12 protein-coding genes and 1 other RNA gene are annotated in these 14,507 nt (G+C 58.2%); 7 read left to right on the forward strand and 6 right to left on the reverse strand.

The genetic code is table 11. The features are described 5' to 3' along the window. Window positions 1-28: 28 nt before the first annotated feature. Window positions 29-2,767, reverse strand: coding sequence for an MSCRAMM family protein (locus tag QP305_RS01355; RefSeq protein ID WP_284903462.1), 2,739 nt, complete (start codon window positions 2,765-2,767; stop codon window positions 29-31). A 494-nt stretch (window positions 2,768-3,261) separates the two neighbouring features. On the opposite strand from QP305_RS01355, the gene QP305_RS01360 reads away from it, so the two are divergent. Then, the gene (locus tag QP305_RS01360) at window positions 3,262-3,693 is read left to right on the forward strand and encodes a DoxX family protein (protein ID WP_284903464.1); all 432 of its coding nucleotides are present in this window, start codon (window positions 3,262-3,264) and stop codon (window positions 3,691-3,693) included. Between the two features lie 236 nt (window positions 3,694-3,929). Here QP305_RS01360 and QP305_RS01365 read toward each other — a convergent pair whose 3' ends face one another. Together QP305_RS01365 and QP305_RS01370 are read right to left on the reverse strand one after the other, a co-directional pair. Beyond that, window positions 3,930-5,006, reverse strand: a complete 1,077-nt coding sequence (locus QP305_RS01365) for an inositol-3-phosphate synthase (protein ID WP_284903466.1) — start codon at window positions 5,004-5,006, stop codon at window positions 3,930-3,932. 289 nt (window positions 5,007-5,295) lie between these two features. After that, window positions 5,296-6,318, reverse strand: coding sequence for a Cna B-type domain-containing protein (locus QP305_RS01370; protein ID WP_284903468.1), 1,023 nt, complete (start codon window positions 6,316-6,318; stop codon window positions 5,296-5,298). Window positions 6,319-6,558: 240 nt separating this feature from the next. On the opposite strand from QP305_RS01370, the gene QP305_RS01375 reads away from it, so the two are divergent. The 6 genes from QP305_RS01375 to QP305_RS01400 all read left to right on the forward strand — a co-directional run bounded on the left by QP305_RS01375 (window position 6,559) and on the right by QP305_RS01400 (window position 11,274). Continuing rightward, window positions 6,559-7,605 carry a hypothetical protein gene (locus QP305_RS01375; protein ID WP_284903469.1) on the forward strand — a complete coding sequence of 349 codons (1,047 nt, stop codon included), beginning with the start codon at window positions 6,559-6,561 and terminating at the stop codon, window positions 7,603-7,605. Between the two features lie 64 nt (window positions 7,606-7,669). Further along, the gene (locus QP305_RS01380; RefSeq protein WP_284903471.1) at window positions 7,670-8,695 is read left to right on the forward strand and encodes a hypothetical protein; all 1,026 of its coding nucleotides are present in this window, start codon (window positions 7,670-7,672) and stop codon (window positions 8,693-8,695) included. A 259-nt stretch (window positions 8,696-8,954) separates the two neighbouring features. Continuing rightward, window positions 8,955-9,328, forward strand: a transfer-messenger RNA (tmRNA) gene (gene ssrA / locus QP305_RS01385). Between the two features lie 91 nt (window positions 9,329-9,419). Next, on the forward strand, window positions 9,420-9,761 hold the full coding sequence (locus tag QP305_RS01390; protein WP_284903472.1) for a helix-turn-helix domain-containing protein: 342 nt from the start codon (window positions 9,420-9,422) through the stop codon (window positions 9,759-9,761). Beyond that, window positions 9,758-10,621 carry an ImmA/IrrE family metallo-endopeptidase gene (locus QP305_RS01395; RefSeq protein ID WP_284903473.1) on the forward strand — a complete coding sequence of 288 codons (864 nt, stop codon included), beginning with the start codon at window positions 9,758-9,760 and terminating at the stop codon, window positions 10,619-10,621. Before QP305_RS01390 ends, QP305_RS01395 begins: the two co-directional genes overlap by 4 nt. A 5-nt stretch (window positions 10,622-10,626) precedes the next feature. Further along, on the forward strand, window positions 10,627-11,274 hold the full coding sequence (locus QP305_RS01400; RefSeq protein WP_284903474.1) for a PIN domain-containing protein: 648 nt from the start codon (window positions 10,627-10,629) through the stop codon (window positions 11,272-11,274). 539 nt (window positions 11,275-11,813) lie between these two features. On the opposite strand, the gene smpB is transcribed toward QP305_RS01400, so the two are convergent. From smpB to QP305_RS01415, 3 genes are all read right to left on the reverse strand, one after another. Continuing rightward, window positions 11,814-12,344 (reverse strand): SsrA-binding protein SmpB, encoded by a 531-nt coding sequence (gene smpB / locus QP305_RS01405; protein WP_026429507.1) that lies wholly within the window; start codon window positions 12,342-12,344, stop codon window positions 11,814-11,816. A gap of 15 nt (window positions 12,345-12,359) precedes the next feature. Further along, a complete protein-coding gene (locus QP305_RS01410; RefSeq protein WP_284903475.1) occupies window positions 12,360-13,106 on the reverse strand; it encodes a hypothetical protein in 747 nt (248 codons plus the stop codon). Between the two features lie 81 nt (window positions 13,107-13,187). Continuing rightward, entirely contained in the window at window positions 13,188-14,501 is a 1,314-nt protein-coding gene (locus QP305_RS01415; protein WP_234984490.1) for a murein hydrolase activator EnvC family protein, read from the reverse strand. Between the last annotated feature and the right edge of the window lie 6 nt (window positions 14,502-14,507).

A 14,507-nucleotide genomic window follows, 5' to 3' on the forward strand; every position in this document is an offset into this window, starting at 1 on the left:
TCTCAGTGGTTGAGCCTTTATTCCACGCTCACCCCCGGTTTCGCCGTCTGATCATCACGATGCTCACCAGGAGCACAGCTCCCCCGAGCACCGCGAAACCTGCCGTGCGGAACGCGCTATCACTCCATCCACCGGTGAGTGGGAGCGGCGGTGCCTCACGAAGCTTGTTGTAAATCACGCCAAGATTCAGTTCCACGGGCTCATTACGATCATTCGTGACCGTGGTGGCGCCCACCTCCACGGTTTTCACCTCGGTGGTCTTTACGTAGCCCAGCGGCGCGGTCTTTTCTTCCAGGGTGTAGGTACCCCAGGGAACATTTTCCAGGCGCAGCTTGCCCGGGCGCGGATCCTGATCCTGCCAGAGCTTGGTGGCCGGGCACGCCTGCGCGGTCTCCCCCACGCAATCGCTCACCTCGAAGGGACGCCCATGTTGATCGCGCACCGTCCACACGGATCCCTTAAGGAACTTTTCCGACCCGGTTTCCTTCTTCTCCCAGACGATGGTGCCGCGCACGCGATCATTCTTAATAATGACCGGGGGATTCTGCTGCTTGGTCGTCACGACTTGCGGCGTACCCGCCGGCCGGTATCCGCGCGGAGCGGACTTTTCATCCACCACGTAGCGCGTTCCGATCCGCAGATCATCCCAGCTGGCCTGGCCATTCGCACCGGTGGTGCGCTCGCCTTGGCGCGGCTCGCCGGCATCGCAGCGTCCGTTCCCGTTGGTATCCTCGCACAGGTCAAAAACGGCCCCGGGCAGCGGGTCACCATAATCCCCATCTTGTTTCTCGATAGTCAAGGAGGTCACCTTGGGGCTATTCGTCACCGAACACGCCAGGTTACCACTCACTTTGGGGCCTTTTACCTCAGCCGTGAATTCGCCGTTGGCTTCCCTCTGGTTACTTACAGGAATCGATTTCCCGTTCTTGTCCGTGCAGCTCCACTCTTTGTTGTAGTCACTAAGGGACGATGCCGACCCATTCGCCATTTGCTCCTTGAGCTCATACACGCGCCCCGGACCTCGCAACAACGTAGACGTAGCCTTTTGGAGACCGGTAGTTTCACCTTTCGTCGTCATAGATTGAGAGAAAATGCCGTCCCGGTCACTCCGGTCACTGCCGTCAGGATTCTTGCCCGGATCCTTTTCCTTAACACTCACCGTGAACTGATCACTATTGTTCAGGCGCTTGGTGATGTCCTTCGCGGCGGTAATCGTAGCAAGATCCGCACAGCCTTCCAGGTCGACAATTTTTTGATCGGACCACTGTCCGTTGTACAGATCGTTGTCGGCACCATCAGGTGTCCTAAAGACCGGCAGACCATGGTTCTTCACTTTGCCAGTAACGATGTCAACCTCGTAAATAGCACTGCGCGCGAAACCGCCCCGCCCGTCGGCGGCACCCGGGTTCTGCCCGCTATAAATCCCGGAGATATAGAACGAACCGTTGGGTCCGGCTGCAAGCCCACCAGGCTCAAACATCATGACGTTCATATGGAACGACCGGACGAGCTCAGCTGGCAGCTCCGGGAAATTCTTATTGCGGATTGTATTGAGATTGATTTGCGGGTTGCGGGAATTATTCGCGGTCGCGTACTGGCCAGCAGCAACGGCCTTCTCATAAGCAGTCTTGAAGGCATTGGCATCAATGCGGTCAATACGCATCTGGGTCAGGCCGGAAAAATCGCGCCCCCGGTTATTGAGACGTCCCTCCGCAGAACCCGCGAGGAGATAAAGATTGCCTTCCTTATCGAAAATCATGTCAGAAAAAACTGTCGAGGACAGGCTACTAGAGCTCAGATAACCAAGAGTGACCAGGCGCCGATTCACCGGGTCGAAGACCATAAGCTTGCGCTTAGATTTATAATTGGGGCCCGCATTCGCCACATCACCAATGAGGAGGTACTTTCCGTCCGGGGACATCGTGCCGCCCTTGATCGGCATTTGCGGGTTGATGATCTGGTAGCGCTCAAGATTTTGGTAACCCGTATCCCCCGTATTGGATATGCGCCCATGGCTAATCCACGTAGTCGGGTTTGTTCCGGGCTGAGTGGAACCTTGCAGCTCGGTATGCCACATGGAGCCGTCCGCGGCGATGGCCAGGCCGTCGTAGCCGAGGTTGCGGCCCGCGCCGGTATCCTTCTTCCATTCCACGCGGCCCACGAGTTCCGAGCCCAACGTGCCGTTCGAATTCACATAAAGGAAATTGATTTCGCCCTTGCCCGAGCTCATGGAGTAAAAACCGCGGCCGGTGCACTGGTGCATCCCGGTAGGCCGCACATTGCGCGGCGCGAAGCGGCTCGGCGGCGCCGCGAGCAGGCTGGCCGAGCCATCCCGCGGGGTGCCTTCCGGCTGTTCCAGAATTCCGAGCTGTTCACGCCAGCTCTTCTGCGCCCGGTCCAGTGGGGTCGTGGCATCGGTTGCGCCCGCAGCGTTCGGATCGGTATCCGGTACCGCGGTGGTTTCTTCGTCGTTCTCTGTTGTTGTGGCGCCTTCTTCGGTCGCGTTTTCTTCGGTGGTGCCTTCTTCAGTGGAGTCCGACGGCGCAGCCGGGCTGGCGGGCTCAGGCTGCACAGGATCCGCGGCGGCGGTTCCGGGTTCCGGAGCTTCCGAGGTGGGCTGATCGCTGGCATCTTGAGCGGTGGTGATACCAGGGGTGGGATGAGGCGCCGGGGTGCCCGAAAATGGGAGACCCGTGGCATGGCTGGTCATGAGTGCGGCAACGATCGTTGCAACCGTTGCCGGTATCGCCCGAAAATTCACGCTCATCCTGTCCATTACACGAAGGATTGATCACCGGAAGTGGTTGATCAGCCCGCCGTATAACTAATAGTTATCAATCGCCTTAACAAGCTACGGGAGGAACTACCTACTGTCCAGTAGCTTGAAACGTGATTCATCTCCGCCAAAGTTCCCAGACGGCTCCCAGCCTGAAAAAACTTTGCAAATCTTTACACTTGGAAAATTGGCGTACTATGGCGCTAAAAATCCCCGAAAATGGCACCCCCCCCCCCCCCGCATTTTTTCACGCTAACGTAGCACAGCACCTTCTAGGACCCTAGACCTAAATTGTTGATTTGAACTAAATTTTCACAGATTAGTAAAGAACTTTATGTTATGAGCACCACACGAAAATTGACAAAAAGTACGCGACGTGTCCATGGTTGTCTAGCGACAAATTTGGCGAGGTAAGCGGCGCTAATCCCTCGCGCTTGTTCGCGAAATAATTGAATACAGCCCCATGCCAGGTCTACGATCAAGTTATGTCACGCAAAGATCCCCAGCTTCTCACCGGCCTCCTCACCGGCATGGGAGCCCTGCACTTCATCGCTCCCGAGCCCTTCGATTCCATCATCCCGCCCCAGCTTCCCGGCGAGCCGCGAGCCTATACGCTGGCTTCCGGAGTGGCGGAATTGGTGACGGCCGGGCTTATTGCGCACCGCCGCACCCGCAAGCTCGGCGGAGCGGCGGCTATCGCGCTGTTCCTCGCCGTTTTCCCGGCGAATATCTACATGGCCTACCAGTGGCGGAATAAGCCATGGCCCCTCAAGGCGATTGCTTATGGCCGGCTCCCCCTCCAGGCTGTGCTGATTAAGCAGGGCTGGAACGTTATGAAGCTGGCGGATGCGGAAGCTGGCGCGAAGGCCGATGCGGAAGCGAACGCGAAGGCGGATTCCGCGGCGGCGAATCACTAAAGAAACGGTGGTGGCGCGGGCGGCCGTGGGCCGGTGAGCTGCGGCGTCGTACCTACCGGCACAGACGCAAGCTGTGCGAAAATTGTTGCACTACTGTAAACAACGTGGCGGCCGTTCCTGGTAGGTGAAACGGCCGCCACGTTTGTTTCGGTTAGGCGCCGGAGACGCCGGCGACGCCGGGCGATGAGGCGAGCGCGGCTAGATAGCGGGCCGGGCTTAGCGTCATCTAGCCGGGCTTAGCGCTCCACTTCCCCGCGGATGAAGGCTTCCACCGCCGCGCGGGCTTCCTCATCGGGGCGCTGCTGCGCCGGCGACTTCATGAAATAGGAGCTGGCGGAGAGCAGCGGGCCGCCGATGCCGCGGTCGAGGGCGATCTTGGCGGCGCGGATTGCGTCGATGACCACGCCGGCTGAATTCGGGGAATCCCAGACCTCGAGCTTGTATTCCAGCTTGACCGGAATATCGCCGAAATTGCGGCCCTCCAGGCGCACGAAAGCGAATTTGCGGTCCTCGAGCCAGGGCACCCAATCGGAGGGACCCACGTGGATATCGTGCGGGTCGAGGTGCTGGGTGATATTGCTGGTGACCGCCTGGGTTTTGGAGATCTTCTTCGACTCCAGGCGCGAGCGCTGCAACATATTCTTGAAGTCCATATTGCCGCCCACATTGAGCTGGTAGGTGTGGTCGAGGGAAATACCACGCTCCTCGAAGAGCCGGGCGAGCACCCGGTGGGTAATGGTCGCGCCGATCTGGCTCTTAATATCATCGCCCACAATCGGCACGCCCGCGTCCGTGAACTTCTGGGCCCATTCCGGGTTGGAAGCAATGAAGACGGGCATGCAATTAATCATGGCGACGCCGGCATCGAGGGCGGCCTGCGCGTAGAACTTCGCGGCCTCTTCGGAGCCGACCGGGAGGTAGGAGACCAGCACATCGGCCCGTGCTTCCTTGAGTGCGGCCACCACATCAACGGGTTCGGCATCGGATTCGGTAATGGTGGCGCGGTAGTACTCCCCCAAGCCGTCCAGCGTGGGACCGCGCAGCACCTCCACGCCGGTAGGTGCCACATCGCAGATTTTAATTGTGTTATTTTCACTGGCGTTGATCGCAGTGGCCAGGTCAGTGCCGACTTTCTTGGCGTCGACGTCGAAGGCCGCCACGAACTCAATATCGCGGATATGGTAATCGCCAAATACCACATGCATCAGGCCCGGGACCGTTTCGCTTTCAGATGCGCCGTGGTAGTAAGTGACGCCCTGCACCAGCGAGGACGCACAATTACCTACTCCCACAATGGCAACGCGAATCGACATACGGTTACTCCTTTGTAGTTATTGATGAACCGTGATTGTTTTTTCAGCCATCGGTGCGGCGGGCGCCGCGGTGAGCGAGACTGAACGGGGCACCTGCGCCCCCATCACCAAGCCACTATGGCACTTAAATGTGCATTTGTGAAGAGACCTTGCGGGTAGATGCGGTTGAGGCGCGCACCTGAGGTTGCGCGGGGTGCGCGGGGATTCGCGGGTGGATGGGAGTGGGGCGGCGACTTTTTGGCGTCGCCGCCCCACGATGAGTCACATTAATGCGCTGAGTCCGCGGTGCTTAGCTGCGCCGTCGTACCACCATCACTCCTCCCGCTGCCAGGCACGCGAGGCCCGCCAACGTCACGGCCGGGCCGGCCATGGATGTTCCCGTTTTCACGAGCCGCTCGCGCGGCGTGGGCGTGGTTGTGGGAGTAGGAGTTTGCGAGGGCGTTGGCGGCGTTGTTACGGGTGGAGTCGTTGCCGGCGGTGTTGTGGCCGGCGGCGTAGTTGCCGGAACCGACGGGGTCGGGGTCGGCGTGGGAGTGGGCGGCACGATAGAGTTCGTCACCACGAAGCCATCCGTCATATTGCCCGTCACGGCCGAGGTGTACCCCTCAACGGCAACTTCCGCGATCTCGTAATTAATGAGATAGCCTTCCGCGCATTTATCCACTTCAGCGAAGGTGGCCGTCCAGCCTTCCGCTTCACCAACAGTCATACGGGCGACTTCCTTGCCATCACCGAGCAGAACGAAAGTGATGTTCTCCGGGCGGGTTTGCTTGGCGTTATCGTTATCCTGCCACGCCTTCGTGGCCGAGACATCGGTGGCCAGGGTATTCGTGAATTTGAGGGTGCCATCCGGGTTCATGCCCACGTCGCTGCGATACCCGGGCGTGGGAATTTCGGTGATATTGTAATCGATTTCGTTGTCCGTCCAGGTGCCCGCAAGCTCGTACTTGGGGACCCTGAAGGTGAAATTCCAGTCATCCACGGTTGAGGGGTAATTGATAACCTCAAATTCACCCTTGTACGCTTCGTAGCGCGGATTGATCCAGGTTTGTTCACTGCGATCCTGGTAGACCTTAAACACCGCGTACTTGATCGTTTCCTTCGGCGCGTCCGTGAGCAAATTTCCTTCGGCATCACGCGTGTACTGCGTCCCCCACAGCTCCAGGGTGATGAAATCCGGGTGTTCCTTGGCCGGGCACTCTATCCGCGCGGCCGGACTATCGGCCGGTTGCGCTTGCGCGGAGGATGCGATCCCCAGCAAAGCCAGAAGGAGCGCTACCGTTGCAGCACCGAGTTTTCGCATATACGTCATCTTCGTCCTCCCTTCATCAGCTCAGCCGTACCCGGGGCGCGGGACATCATCATCGCCGCATTCCGGCCGCGAAAAGGCGTGTTTTCTTGTTTTCGCGCGGCTGCTTGTCTCATCCTCGCCCATCGAAAACGTAACGTGCGGGCTCTAGGTCCCGCACTTTAAAAACGACGACGCAGCCACCTCCCCCACCAGCGCATATGCCACGATGGCGCGGAAAAATTGATTATGAGAAACTGGGGTATGTCCCAAGATATGCGCGTCATCACACCTAAATATCAAGCCACGCTGGAACCGCCGGTTATTGGAGCTGCGCTTGTGGAGGCCTCTATTAGCTACGACGGTTTACCGGTGGCGATCTGGAGTACTGCTGAGGATTGGCACAAGTTTTTCGGGCGGTCGAACGGCGGCTGTACCGCCAACGCATATATCGATGGAATCGTTGACGCCCTGCTAACGCGGCATAATGCCGACGGCGAGGTTATCCAGAAAACACCGATTTTTCGATTCCCTGTTTGCTACCCCCACATCCAATCTCTGCCGTTGGGAGCCTTTCTTATTATCGGAGCGCGATGCCGGTGGCATAAAAAGGAGAACCGCGCTGACCACAATGCTTTCATCTACAACTTTGAGGGCAAGCTAATCAGAAGCGGAACCGTGGGGGACGGTATAGAGGAAGTTCAAGCGCTGAGCGATGGAACCTTCTGGACCAGCTACTTCGACGAAGGTATTGGCGGAAACTTTGGTTGGGGTTCACGATTTCCAATCGATGACCCCGACCTGCACTATCACGACCCAATTGGGCGTACCGGATTGGTTCATTGGAATAGTGAGCTGAAACAAATCTGGGCCTACCCAACCATGGAAGAACTACGCCCGAGATTCGGTGATCGAGGCGCTTTCTACGCAACGATGTACCGTAGTTCCTCCATGAATTTTGACGTGGATCGGACGGTTGTTCTCCCAAGTACATCGCATTTTATTGTTACAATTGAAAATCACGAAATCACCAGATATGTCAACACTCAAGGAGACTTCAAGGGGCTGCCCAGCGTGGCAATCTCCGGTGACCGCGTCCTTATTTGGTCCTGGCGCGGTAAACCGATCATCACACTCATTGATATCAGCGACGGGTACCGAGTAGTTGATAACTGTGAGCTACGCTATCCGAAGGAATTCGATACCGACTCGTTCTCATCTTCGAATTACATTGGACCTACAATCCACGATATTGATGAGGATGGCGTCTGGATAACCCTAGATATCAACGACGTGTGGCCGGATGAGTAGCGTGAGCGGTGCGGCGTCGTCGTACCTTAGCGTGAAAAAGTGAAGCGAGGGAAAGGCTGAAGAAATGCGCGTTATCACGCCCCGGCACCAAGCAACTCTGCAAGCGCCGGTCAAGGGCGCGGTTCTTGTGCAAGCCTCCATTAGTTATCACGGGTTACCGGTGGCGATCTGGAGCGATGAAGAGGGATACGCACGCTTCTTCGAACGTAACGAGAATTTTCCGCGGGTTTTCGTTTCCGAAGAAGCGGATGCGATTTTCGCGCTGCACAATGCTGATGGGACAGTGCGCATCGCATCGGCACCCGTCGATCTGCCCGTTTCCGTTCCCTGTATCCAATACTTGCCTGACGGCACGTTCCTCGCCGTCGGCGCGCGATGCCGATGGTCCAGCGACCGGCATGAAGCCACGCACAACGCCTACATCTATACAGCGGACGGAGAACTGGTGCGATCCGGGGTGCTCGGTGATGGCATCCAAGATGTTCAGGCCCTCAGCGATGGCAGCATCTGGACAAGTTATTTCGATGAAGGAATTCTTGGTAACTTCGGCTGGGATTTCGGCGTCCGCGGGGAGAAAAGCGGCGAGGCGGAGAACCTCGCGATTGGATTTTGCGGGCTCTGCCGCTGGAATAGCGAACTGCAAGCGGAATGGCTGTACCCCGACTGGCACGATGTGGAACCGGAGTTCGGTGAAAAGCTCGCTCGCCTCACTTTTATTGCCGATTGCTATGCCATGAACTGCACCGATGAGCAGACGATCATTTGCCCCTACTCCGATTTCCCGGTGGTTACGATCGCAGGGGATCGGATTACCCGAATTGTTGATACCCGCAAGGAAATACCGCGGCTGAGAGGTTTGGCGGTTTCAGGAAATCGCGTTCTGGCCTACGGCGATTACCGCGAACCTATCTGCGCCTTTGCGGATACGAGCAACGGCTACCGCGAAATCACCCGCTGCCAGGTGCAACACGCGGCCGATGCCACGCTACCCTATTACCCCGCCGGATCCCGCGGCTCCGCGATCCACTTCATTGACAGTCTGCACCGGTGGTTCGTGCTGGATGTTGATGAGGTGTGGGTGGAAGCGTGAGGCCGGCCGGAGAACACTCCTGTGGCTAGCGTCGGATCCGGGTTCGATTCCCGGCGTCTCCTCCTAAAGCTACTCCCCTCTCCAATACTTCGACGTGAAAAATTTAAGAATAGGTACAGATTCTTACTCCGAAATAGAATTCGGACTTCATTACATAGCAGGGGGAATAGCGCGCGCGGCGCCGTCGTTGTAAACTAGTGAATCCACCGCGTTACCGGCGTTGAATGCCGGGGGGTGGAACTGTTTGATAACAGCATACGGGGATGATCGGTTTCGACGGCGGTAGTTAGTCGGAGGGAAGCGGGCCGAGGATGTAGAGTCACCTCGATAACGCTCTCTGCAACCTATAGGTGCCAAGAACAAGAGCACCGATTTCGCCCTCGCTGCCTAAGCTAAGCGACCTGCGAAATCTGCTGAACTAGGTGCGCTTTCCGCCTAGACCTCAGCATCGTTGAGAAAGCCACTGGTGAGTACGTTTGCTACGGGCGTGCTCGCGACACCAACATAGATAGGTTCGTCAGGGCCTGGTTCGTGTGGAACCCTGGAGCCGAAAACAACTATCAACGAACTGCGCCCGGAGAATACTCCTTTGGCTATCGTCGGACCCGGGTTCGATTCCCGGCATCTCCACCTATGATGAGCACCCGCTCCGATTTTTCGGCGCGGGTGCTTACTTTTCCCCGGAAATTCTTATAGAATCAAATTATGGGGAGGATGATTCAGTATGAGTGCTAGTGAAGCTATGATCGGCCAGCGCATCGCTGCCGCGCGCACGTGCGTGGGAATGTCGCAGCGCGATTTAGCTGCAAGTTCGGGTCTGTCTCAATCCACAATCCACCGGATAGAGGCGGGGGAACGCCCTGCAACTCTTATTGAGCTTTCCCTCATTGCTGATGCCTGCGGAGTTCTGGTCGATCATCTACGGGGTACGGAGTCCATTCAGAGTGAGGTCTGTTATGCCGGCCGTACGGACACCGCGGGCGCTGAGGGTCTCTATGATTACCTTGTCTACGCTCTTGGCCTTGCACAGCGTCTTGACGATATTGGAATTCCGGAGGCGGCATGAGCAACGAAGAAATCACCCGGAAAGCCGCTGCGCAATTCCGCCAGGAACACGATTTAGGATCCGCACCGATTCTCAGCGTCACCCAGTTACTTGAACGCGTTATGAACGTTGGTGTCGCGTTTGTTGCTGGTGCCGCGCCGGGGCACGGGATGGTGGTGGACTGGGAAAATAAGCGGCTTGTTGCGGTGGGTTGTACGGATCAGCCCATGCAGCTACGTTCTACGCTTGCTCATGAACTTGGCCATCTGTGGCTAGGGCATCTTGACCGCCACATGAGCACTTCACAGGAGTGGAGGAAAGATACTCCGCGGGAGGATCAGGCAGATGCTTTCGCTCGGCATTTCCTTATGCCAGCAGAAGCTGTAGCTAATGTCATGCAGGGAAAAGAACCCACTCTAGCTGTGTTATCGGATCTTGTTCACAGCTACCTGGTTTCGCCGGCGGACGCTGCCGGTCAGCTTCGTGAGAGTGGTGTTATCGACCAGAGTACATGTGAAGAATGGAGTGATATTCCCGCATCTTCACTTGCCGCTCAATTTGGATGGTTGTCCGAATACAAGCTCCTCGCTGCGCTGGCAGAACAACCACGCGCTCCTCAGAAACTTCTTGCTCGGGCGATTGAAGGATATCGATGGGGTGCCATTGGCCCGGCCGCTATCGCGCGCCTGACGGGCAGAAATGATTACCACGTTCTGCTTAAGGAATTGCGAGCAGCTGGAATCACTCCGGTTGAGATGCCGGATGTTACGGCTGCTGCCCCTCACGATACCGGAGCAGAATTAACTGCTGAGGAATTGGCCCTTTTGTCAGGTGAATCAGGCTGCACCACCCGGGAGCTGGCGATCTCAACGGGCGGATAGCTGCGATGTATATTCTCGACACGGGGCCAATCTTTAAATTCTTCGCCACAGATTGTGTACCACAGCTAGTGAAAGCACTGGGTGGTAACCCTGTGCACGTACCCGCAGCTGTGGAATTTGAAATCTATGACACTCCGAAACGTCGTCCTCAATTTAAACGAGCTGCTGAGACATGGCTAAGGCTTCCGGGACGGTTTAAAAGCATTATCTCGGATGCCCCAACAGAGGATTTGCGGCAATGCTGTCGCGATGTGCTGGGAGTCGAGTTTGACGATATGTACTCTCACACGAAGGACAGAGGCGAGAATATGGCCATCTTGCACGGTGTCCTTCTGGCGCGATCCGGGAAAAAAGTTGTCCTTGTTTGCGATGAGGAAAATGGAACTTTCCTGATCAAGAAACAGGCTCGTTTGCTCATGATCCAGCATCAGCGGGGGCTCCATGTGCCCGGCGGTGCGATAGCACATGCCACCACTATCACTCTTCTGCAGTGGGCAATCGAACGTGGCGGGTTTAAGAATCGCGCCGAATTCATCAAGAAATACCATGCGATGGCATCTTTAGATGAAGCGCTACCGAAAGACATCAAAGCTACTGGCCTCACAAAATCGCCACCTTGGCCGGGAGAATCACGCTCGGATGATCCGCAGTAGGTGGGAACTTCGCGGCGAGCTCTGTTACTGACGGCTGATCACTCCTTACGTTCTGGAGGTCTCTGCCTATGTGGCCAAAAAAATAAGCGCACCGGGCCGAGGCGGAATACTGCGGGACTTGTAGCACCGCCCAGCTCAGTGAACCTTTTGGCAACTCAAAAAATAATGGGGACGGCACCTGCACTCTGCTCGAGAACGTCGATATCGGTGTATACGAGCAAAGTGATACAAATCGGAATAACGTAATTGCCTTCGGTAGCGCCCCCGCGGGAACCCTGGGCGAGCTTCGGGATAACTTCTGCGCGTATTCACCAATCCTCACCCTGCCCGCAAAAAGCTGGAACAATGGCGATGCATGGTTCGTCGACTACATCACGCCAAGTAAAACCTTCATGAAAGCAATGCATGCGGATCGCACCGTCCGACTGGTCATCTCGGCGAACGATCTGCGCTAGTCCAAGATACGGCTCCGTCACAGGGCGACTTCACCAACCCCAAGATGCGCAACTTCAAGCCGTGCCACTCATTGCGCGGAAACGCTACCGCACCAGCCCTTCGCGGCGGCGTGCGGCAGACATCGCCCGCTGCGCCTCCCGGTCCGCCTCGCGCCGGCGGATTGTTTCGCGCTTATCCCATTCCTGCTTGCCCTTGGCCACCGCAATTTCCAGCTTGGCCAGCCCGCGCACGAAATACAGCTCAAGGGGCACAATCGTATAGCCCTTTGCTTCGACCGCCCGCGCCAGCTTCTCGATCTCCGATTTGTGCAGCAGCAAGCGTCGCTTGCGGGTGGGCGCGTGATTCGTCCACGTCCCCATCGCGTAAATCGGAATATTAATCCCGTGCGCGTACACCTGCCCGCGATCCACCTCAATCCAGCCGTCCACCAGCGAAGCCCGGCCCATGCGCAGCGCCTTCACTTCGGTCCCGGATAGCGACATCCCCGCCTCGAAGGTGTCCTCGATGAAATAATCGTGGCGCGCTTTCTTATTGCGCGCGATCACCTGATGCGCATCGGCCGCGGCTTTCGCCTGCTGGGCCGCGCTCAGCTTTCCTTCTTTTTTCTTCGCCACGCGGGCTTCTCCGTTCTAATCCTTGAGTTCGCGCTGATCCGTGATGAGGAACCACACAAAAATCAGGGTTCCGGCCAGCAGCACCACCGCCGGCGCGCTCACGTCCAGCAGATGATCGGTGAAGAACGACGGCGCAGCTGCCGCATCGGTATTCACCGTCAAGGTGATAATCAATCCAATAACAAAAGTAGTCACGCCGGTAGCTACCCCCGCTACCGCGATTCCCCGCCGCGTGGCAATCGTATTAATCATGCGGCGTACCATCGCCAGCACAATGAGCGCCGCGAAACCAACCGCGAAAAGTAGCGTTCCCACCGCGTAAGGCGAATCAGTAATAGCAGCCCGATCCCACACAAACCAGGCAAGCACCAACCCTAAAACACCGGTGAGCACCTCGTAGGCGGTTGCCTTGCGCTGCCCGCGCGCGTAGCGCTTCTCTAATTGCCGGCGCGAATACTCGCTCACATCAGTTTTCTGCTTCTTCTTCGCCGGCGCGGATGCTTCGGCGGAGGTCGAAGCACCTGCGCCCGCGCCAGCCGGAACTGCTTTCTCGGTTTCCCCGGGTTTGGTAGCGGCCTCGTGCTGAGTAGCCGCCCCAGCCGCTCCGGGCTGAGCAGCTTCCCCGGCCGGCTTCTCCGCACTAGGCAAGCTGCCCGGCCGTTGCGGCGTCGTCGTACTAGAAACGCCCGGCGCGGTGTCACGTACGGTTGAGGCTGCGTCGGTGGTGGGAGCGGGATCGGTTGAGCCGTGTGCTTGTGTCATGACATCCTCTTCGTCAACTTCGCGTCAGGCCGCTCCTTGCGCCGGGCCATTTGGCCGCGCGAGGCGAACGGGTACGCCGCGCTATTCGTAGAATCCGGGCAGGGACATCGGGTCGATGACCACGCCGTCCTGCCACACCTCAAAGTGTACGTGGCAACCGGTGACCATGCCCGTCATGCCGGTCCAGCCGATCACATCGCCCTGGCCCACGCTCTGCCCCACCGACACATTGAAACCGGAGAGGTGGTTATAGACCACCACGTAGGACGAGCCGTTGATATAGCCGAGGTTGAGGATGACCTGGTTGCCGTGCGTGCCGTTGCCGGAGGCCGGGCGCACCGCCGCGACCACCCCGGCGGCCGCCGCGTATTGCGGATTACCGCAGGCAGAACGCAAGTCCACGCCCTCGTGCATCCACCAGCCGCCGTCGAAGGGATAGACCCGCATCCCGAAGGGCGAAGTCACGTACAGCGGGGCCGGCACGGGCGGAATGAGCGCGCCCGAAGCTGCCGGGGGCGCCGCCGGGGCACCTCCCCCGCCGCCCTGAGCTGCCGCTTCCGCGGCGCGCCGCCGGTTTTCTTCATCAATGCGCGCGATCTGCGCGGCGGTATCATCGCGGGCCGCGTTCATGGCCGACAGCGAGTTCTGGAATTCCCCGCGCCGGGCCTCCAAAGCCTGGGATTGCTGGGTGACGGAAGCTTCCAGGTCCGCGAGCTCCTTGGTGCGGGCCGCGGCCTGCGCTTCCTTCGATTTCTTTTCCGCCACCGCGGCATCGGCCTGGCTCTTGAGCTGAGATATCTCCCCTTGCACAGCCTTTTGCCGCTGGGCGCGGGTCCGGTTCGCGGCCGTTGTTTGGGTAACATCGGTGAGAGTTTGGGATTGCACCCGGGTGATCGCCTGGTTCGCGGAGAGCGCATTGAAGAAATCCGCGCTGGACTTCGCGCCGATCAGAAGCTCCACGGTGGAAACCCGGTTATCACCGCGATATTCGGAACGCGCAATCTCGCCGAGGTTATCGCGCGTTTCGCTCAGTTTCTTCTCCCCCTGGGCAATCGAGGTAGTGATGGAATCGAGCTCTCCCTCGGCCGCATCCAGGCGCGCGCCAATCTTTTCTTGTTCGCGCTGGGCTGCCGCGGCGTCGTTCTGCGCCTGCAATAACGCGGCCTGCGCCCCGGGGACCTGCGCCTGCGTTTCCTGCAGCTTGAGGTAGACGTTCTGCAAATCCACGTCCACGCCCTCGAGGGAGGAACGCAGATTCTCAATTTCGGCTTCCTGCTGTTCTTGTTGGCGGACGAGGTCGTCGCGGTCATCGGCACGCGCCGGCGTCGCTAACCCGGCAACGCCCAGCGCCCCCGCAGCCAGCGCTCCCAACCATCGTCTGCTCCCGATTCTCACCGGTTC

This window comes from Actinotignum timonense (assembly GCF_030216305.1).
GTDB lineage: Bacteria > Actinomycetota > Actinomycetes > Actinomycetales > Actinomycetaceae > Actinotignum > Actinotignum timonense_A.

Bases quoted from the DNA above. Each gene is read 5' to 3' on its own strand.
- QP305_RS01390 (WP_284903472.1), top strand. From the start codon at position 9,420: ATGAGTGCTAGTGAAGCTATGATCGGCCAGCGCATCGCTGCCGCGCGC.
- QP305_RS01380 (WP_284903471.1), top strand. From the start codon at position 7,670: ATGCGCGTTATCACGCCCCGGCACCAAGCAACTCTGCAAGCGCCGGTC.
- QP305_RS01395 (WP_284903473.1), top strand. From the start codon at position 9,758: ATGAGCAACGAAGAAATCACCCGGAAAGCCGCTGCGCAATTCCGCCAG.
- QP305_RS01365 (WP_284903466.1), bottom strand. From the start codon at position 5,006: ATGTCGATTCGCGTTGCCATTGTGGGAGTAGGTAATTGTGCGTCCTCG.
- QP305_RS01355 (WP_284903462.1), bottom strand. From the start codon at position 2,767: ATGAGCGTGAATTTTCGGGCGATACCGGCAACGGTTGCAACGATCGTT.
- QP305_RS01410 (WP_284903475.1), bottom strand. From the start codon at position 13,106: ATGACACAAGCACACGGCTCAACCGATCCCGCTCCCACCACCGACGCA.
- QP305_RS01400 (WP_284903474.1), top strand. From the start codon at position 10,627: ATGTATATTCTCGACACGGGGCCAATCTTTAAATTCTTCGCCACAGAT.
- QP305_RS01370 (WP_284903468.1), bottom strand. From the start codon at position 6,318: ATGACGTATATGCGAAAACTCGGTGCTGCAACGGTAGCGCTCCTTCTG.
- QP305_RS01360 (WP_284903464.1), top strand. From the start codon at position 3,262: ATGTCACGCAAAGATCCCCAGCTTCTCACCGGCCTCCTCACCGGCATG.
- QP305_RS01375 (WP_284903469.1), top strand. From the start codon at position 6,559: ATGTCCCAAGATATGCGCGTCATCACACCTAAATATCAAGCCACGCTG.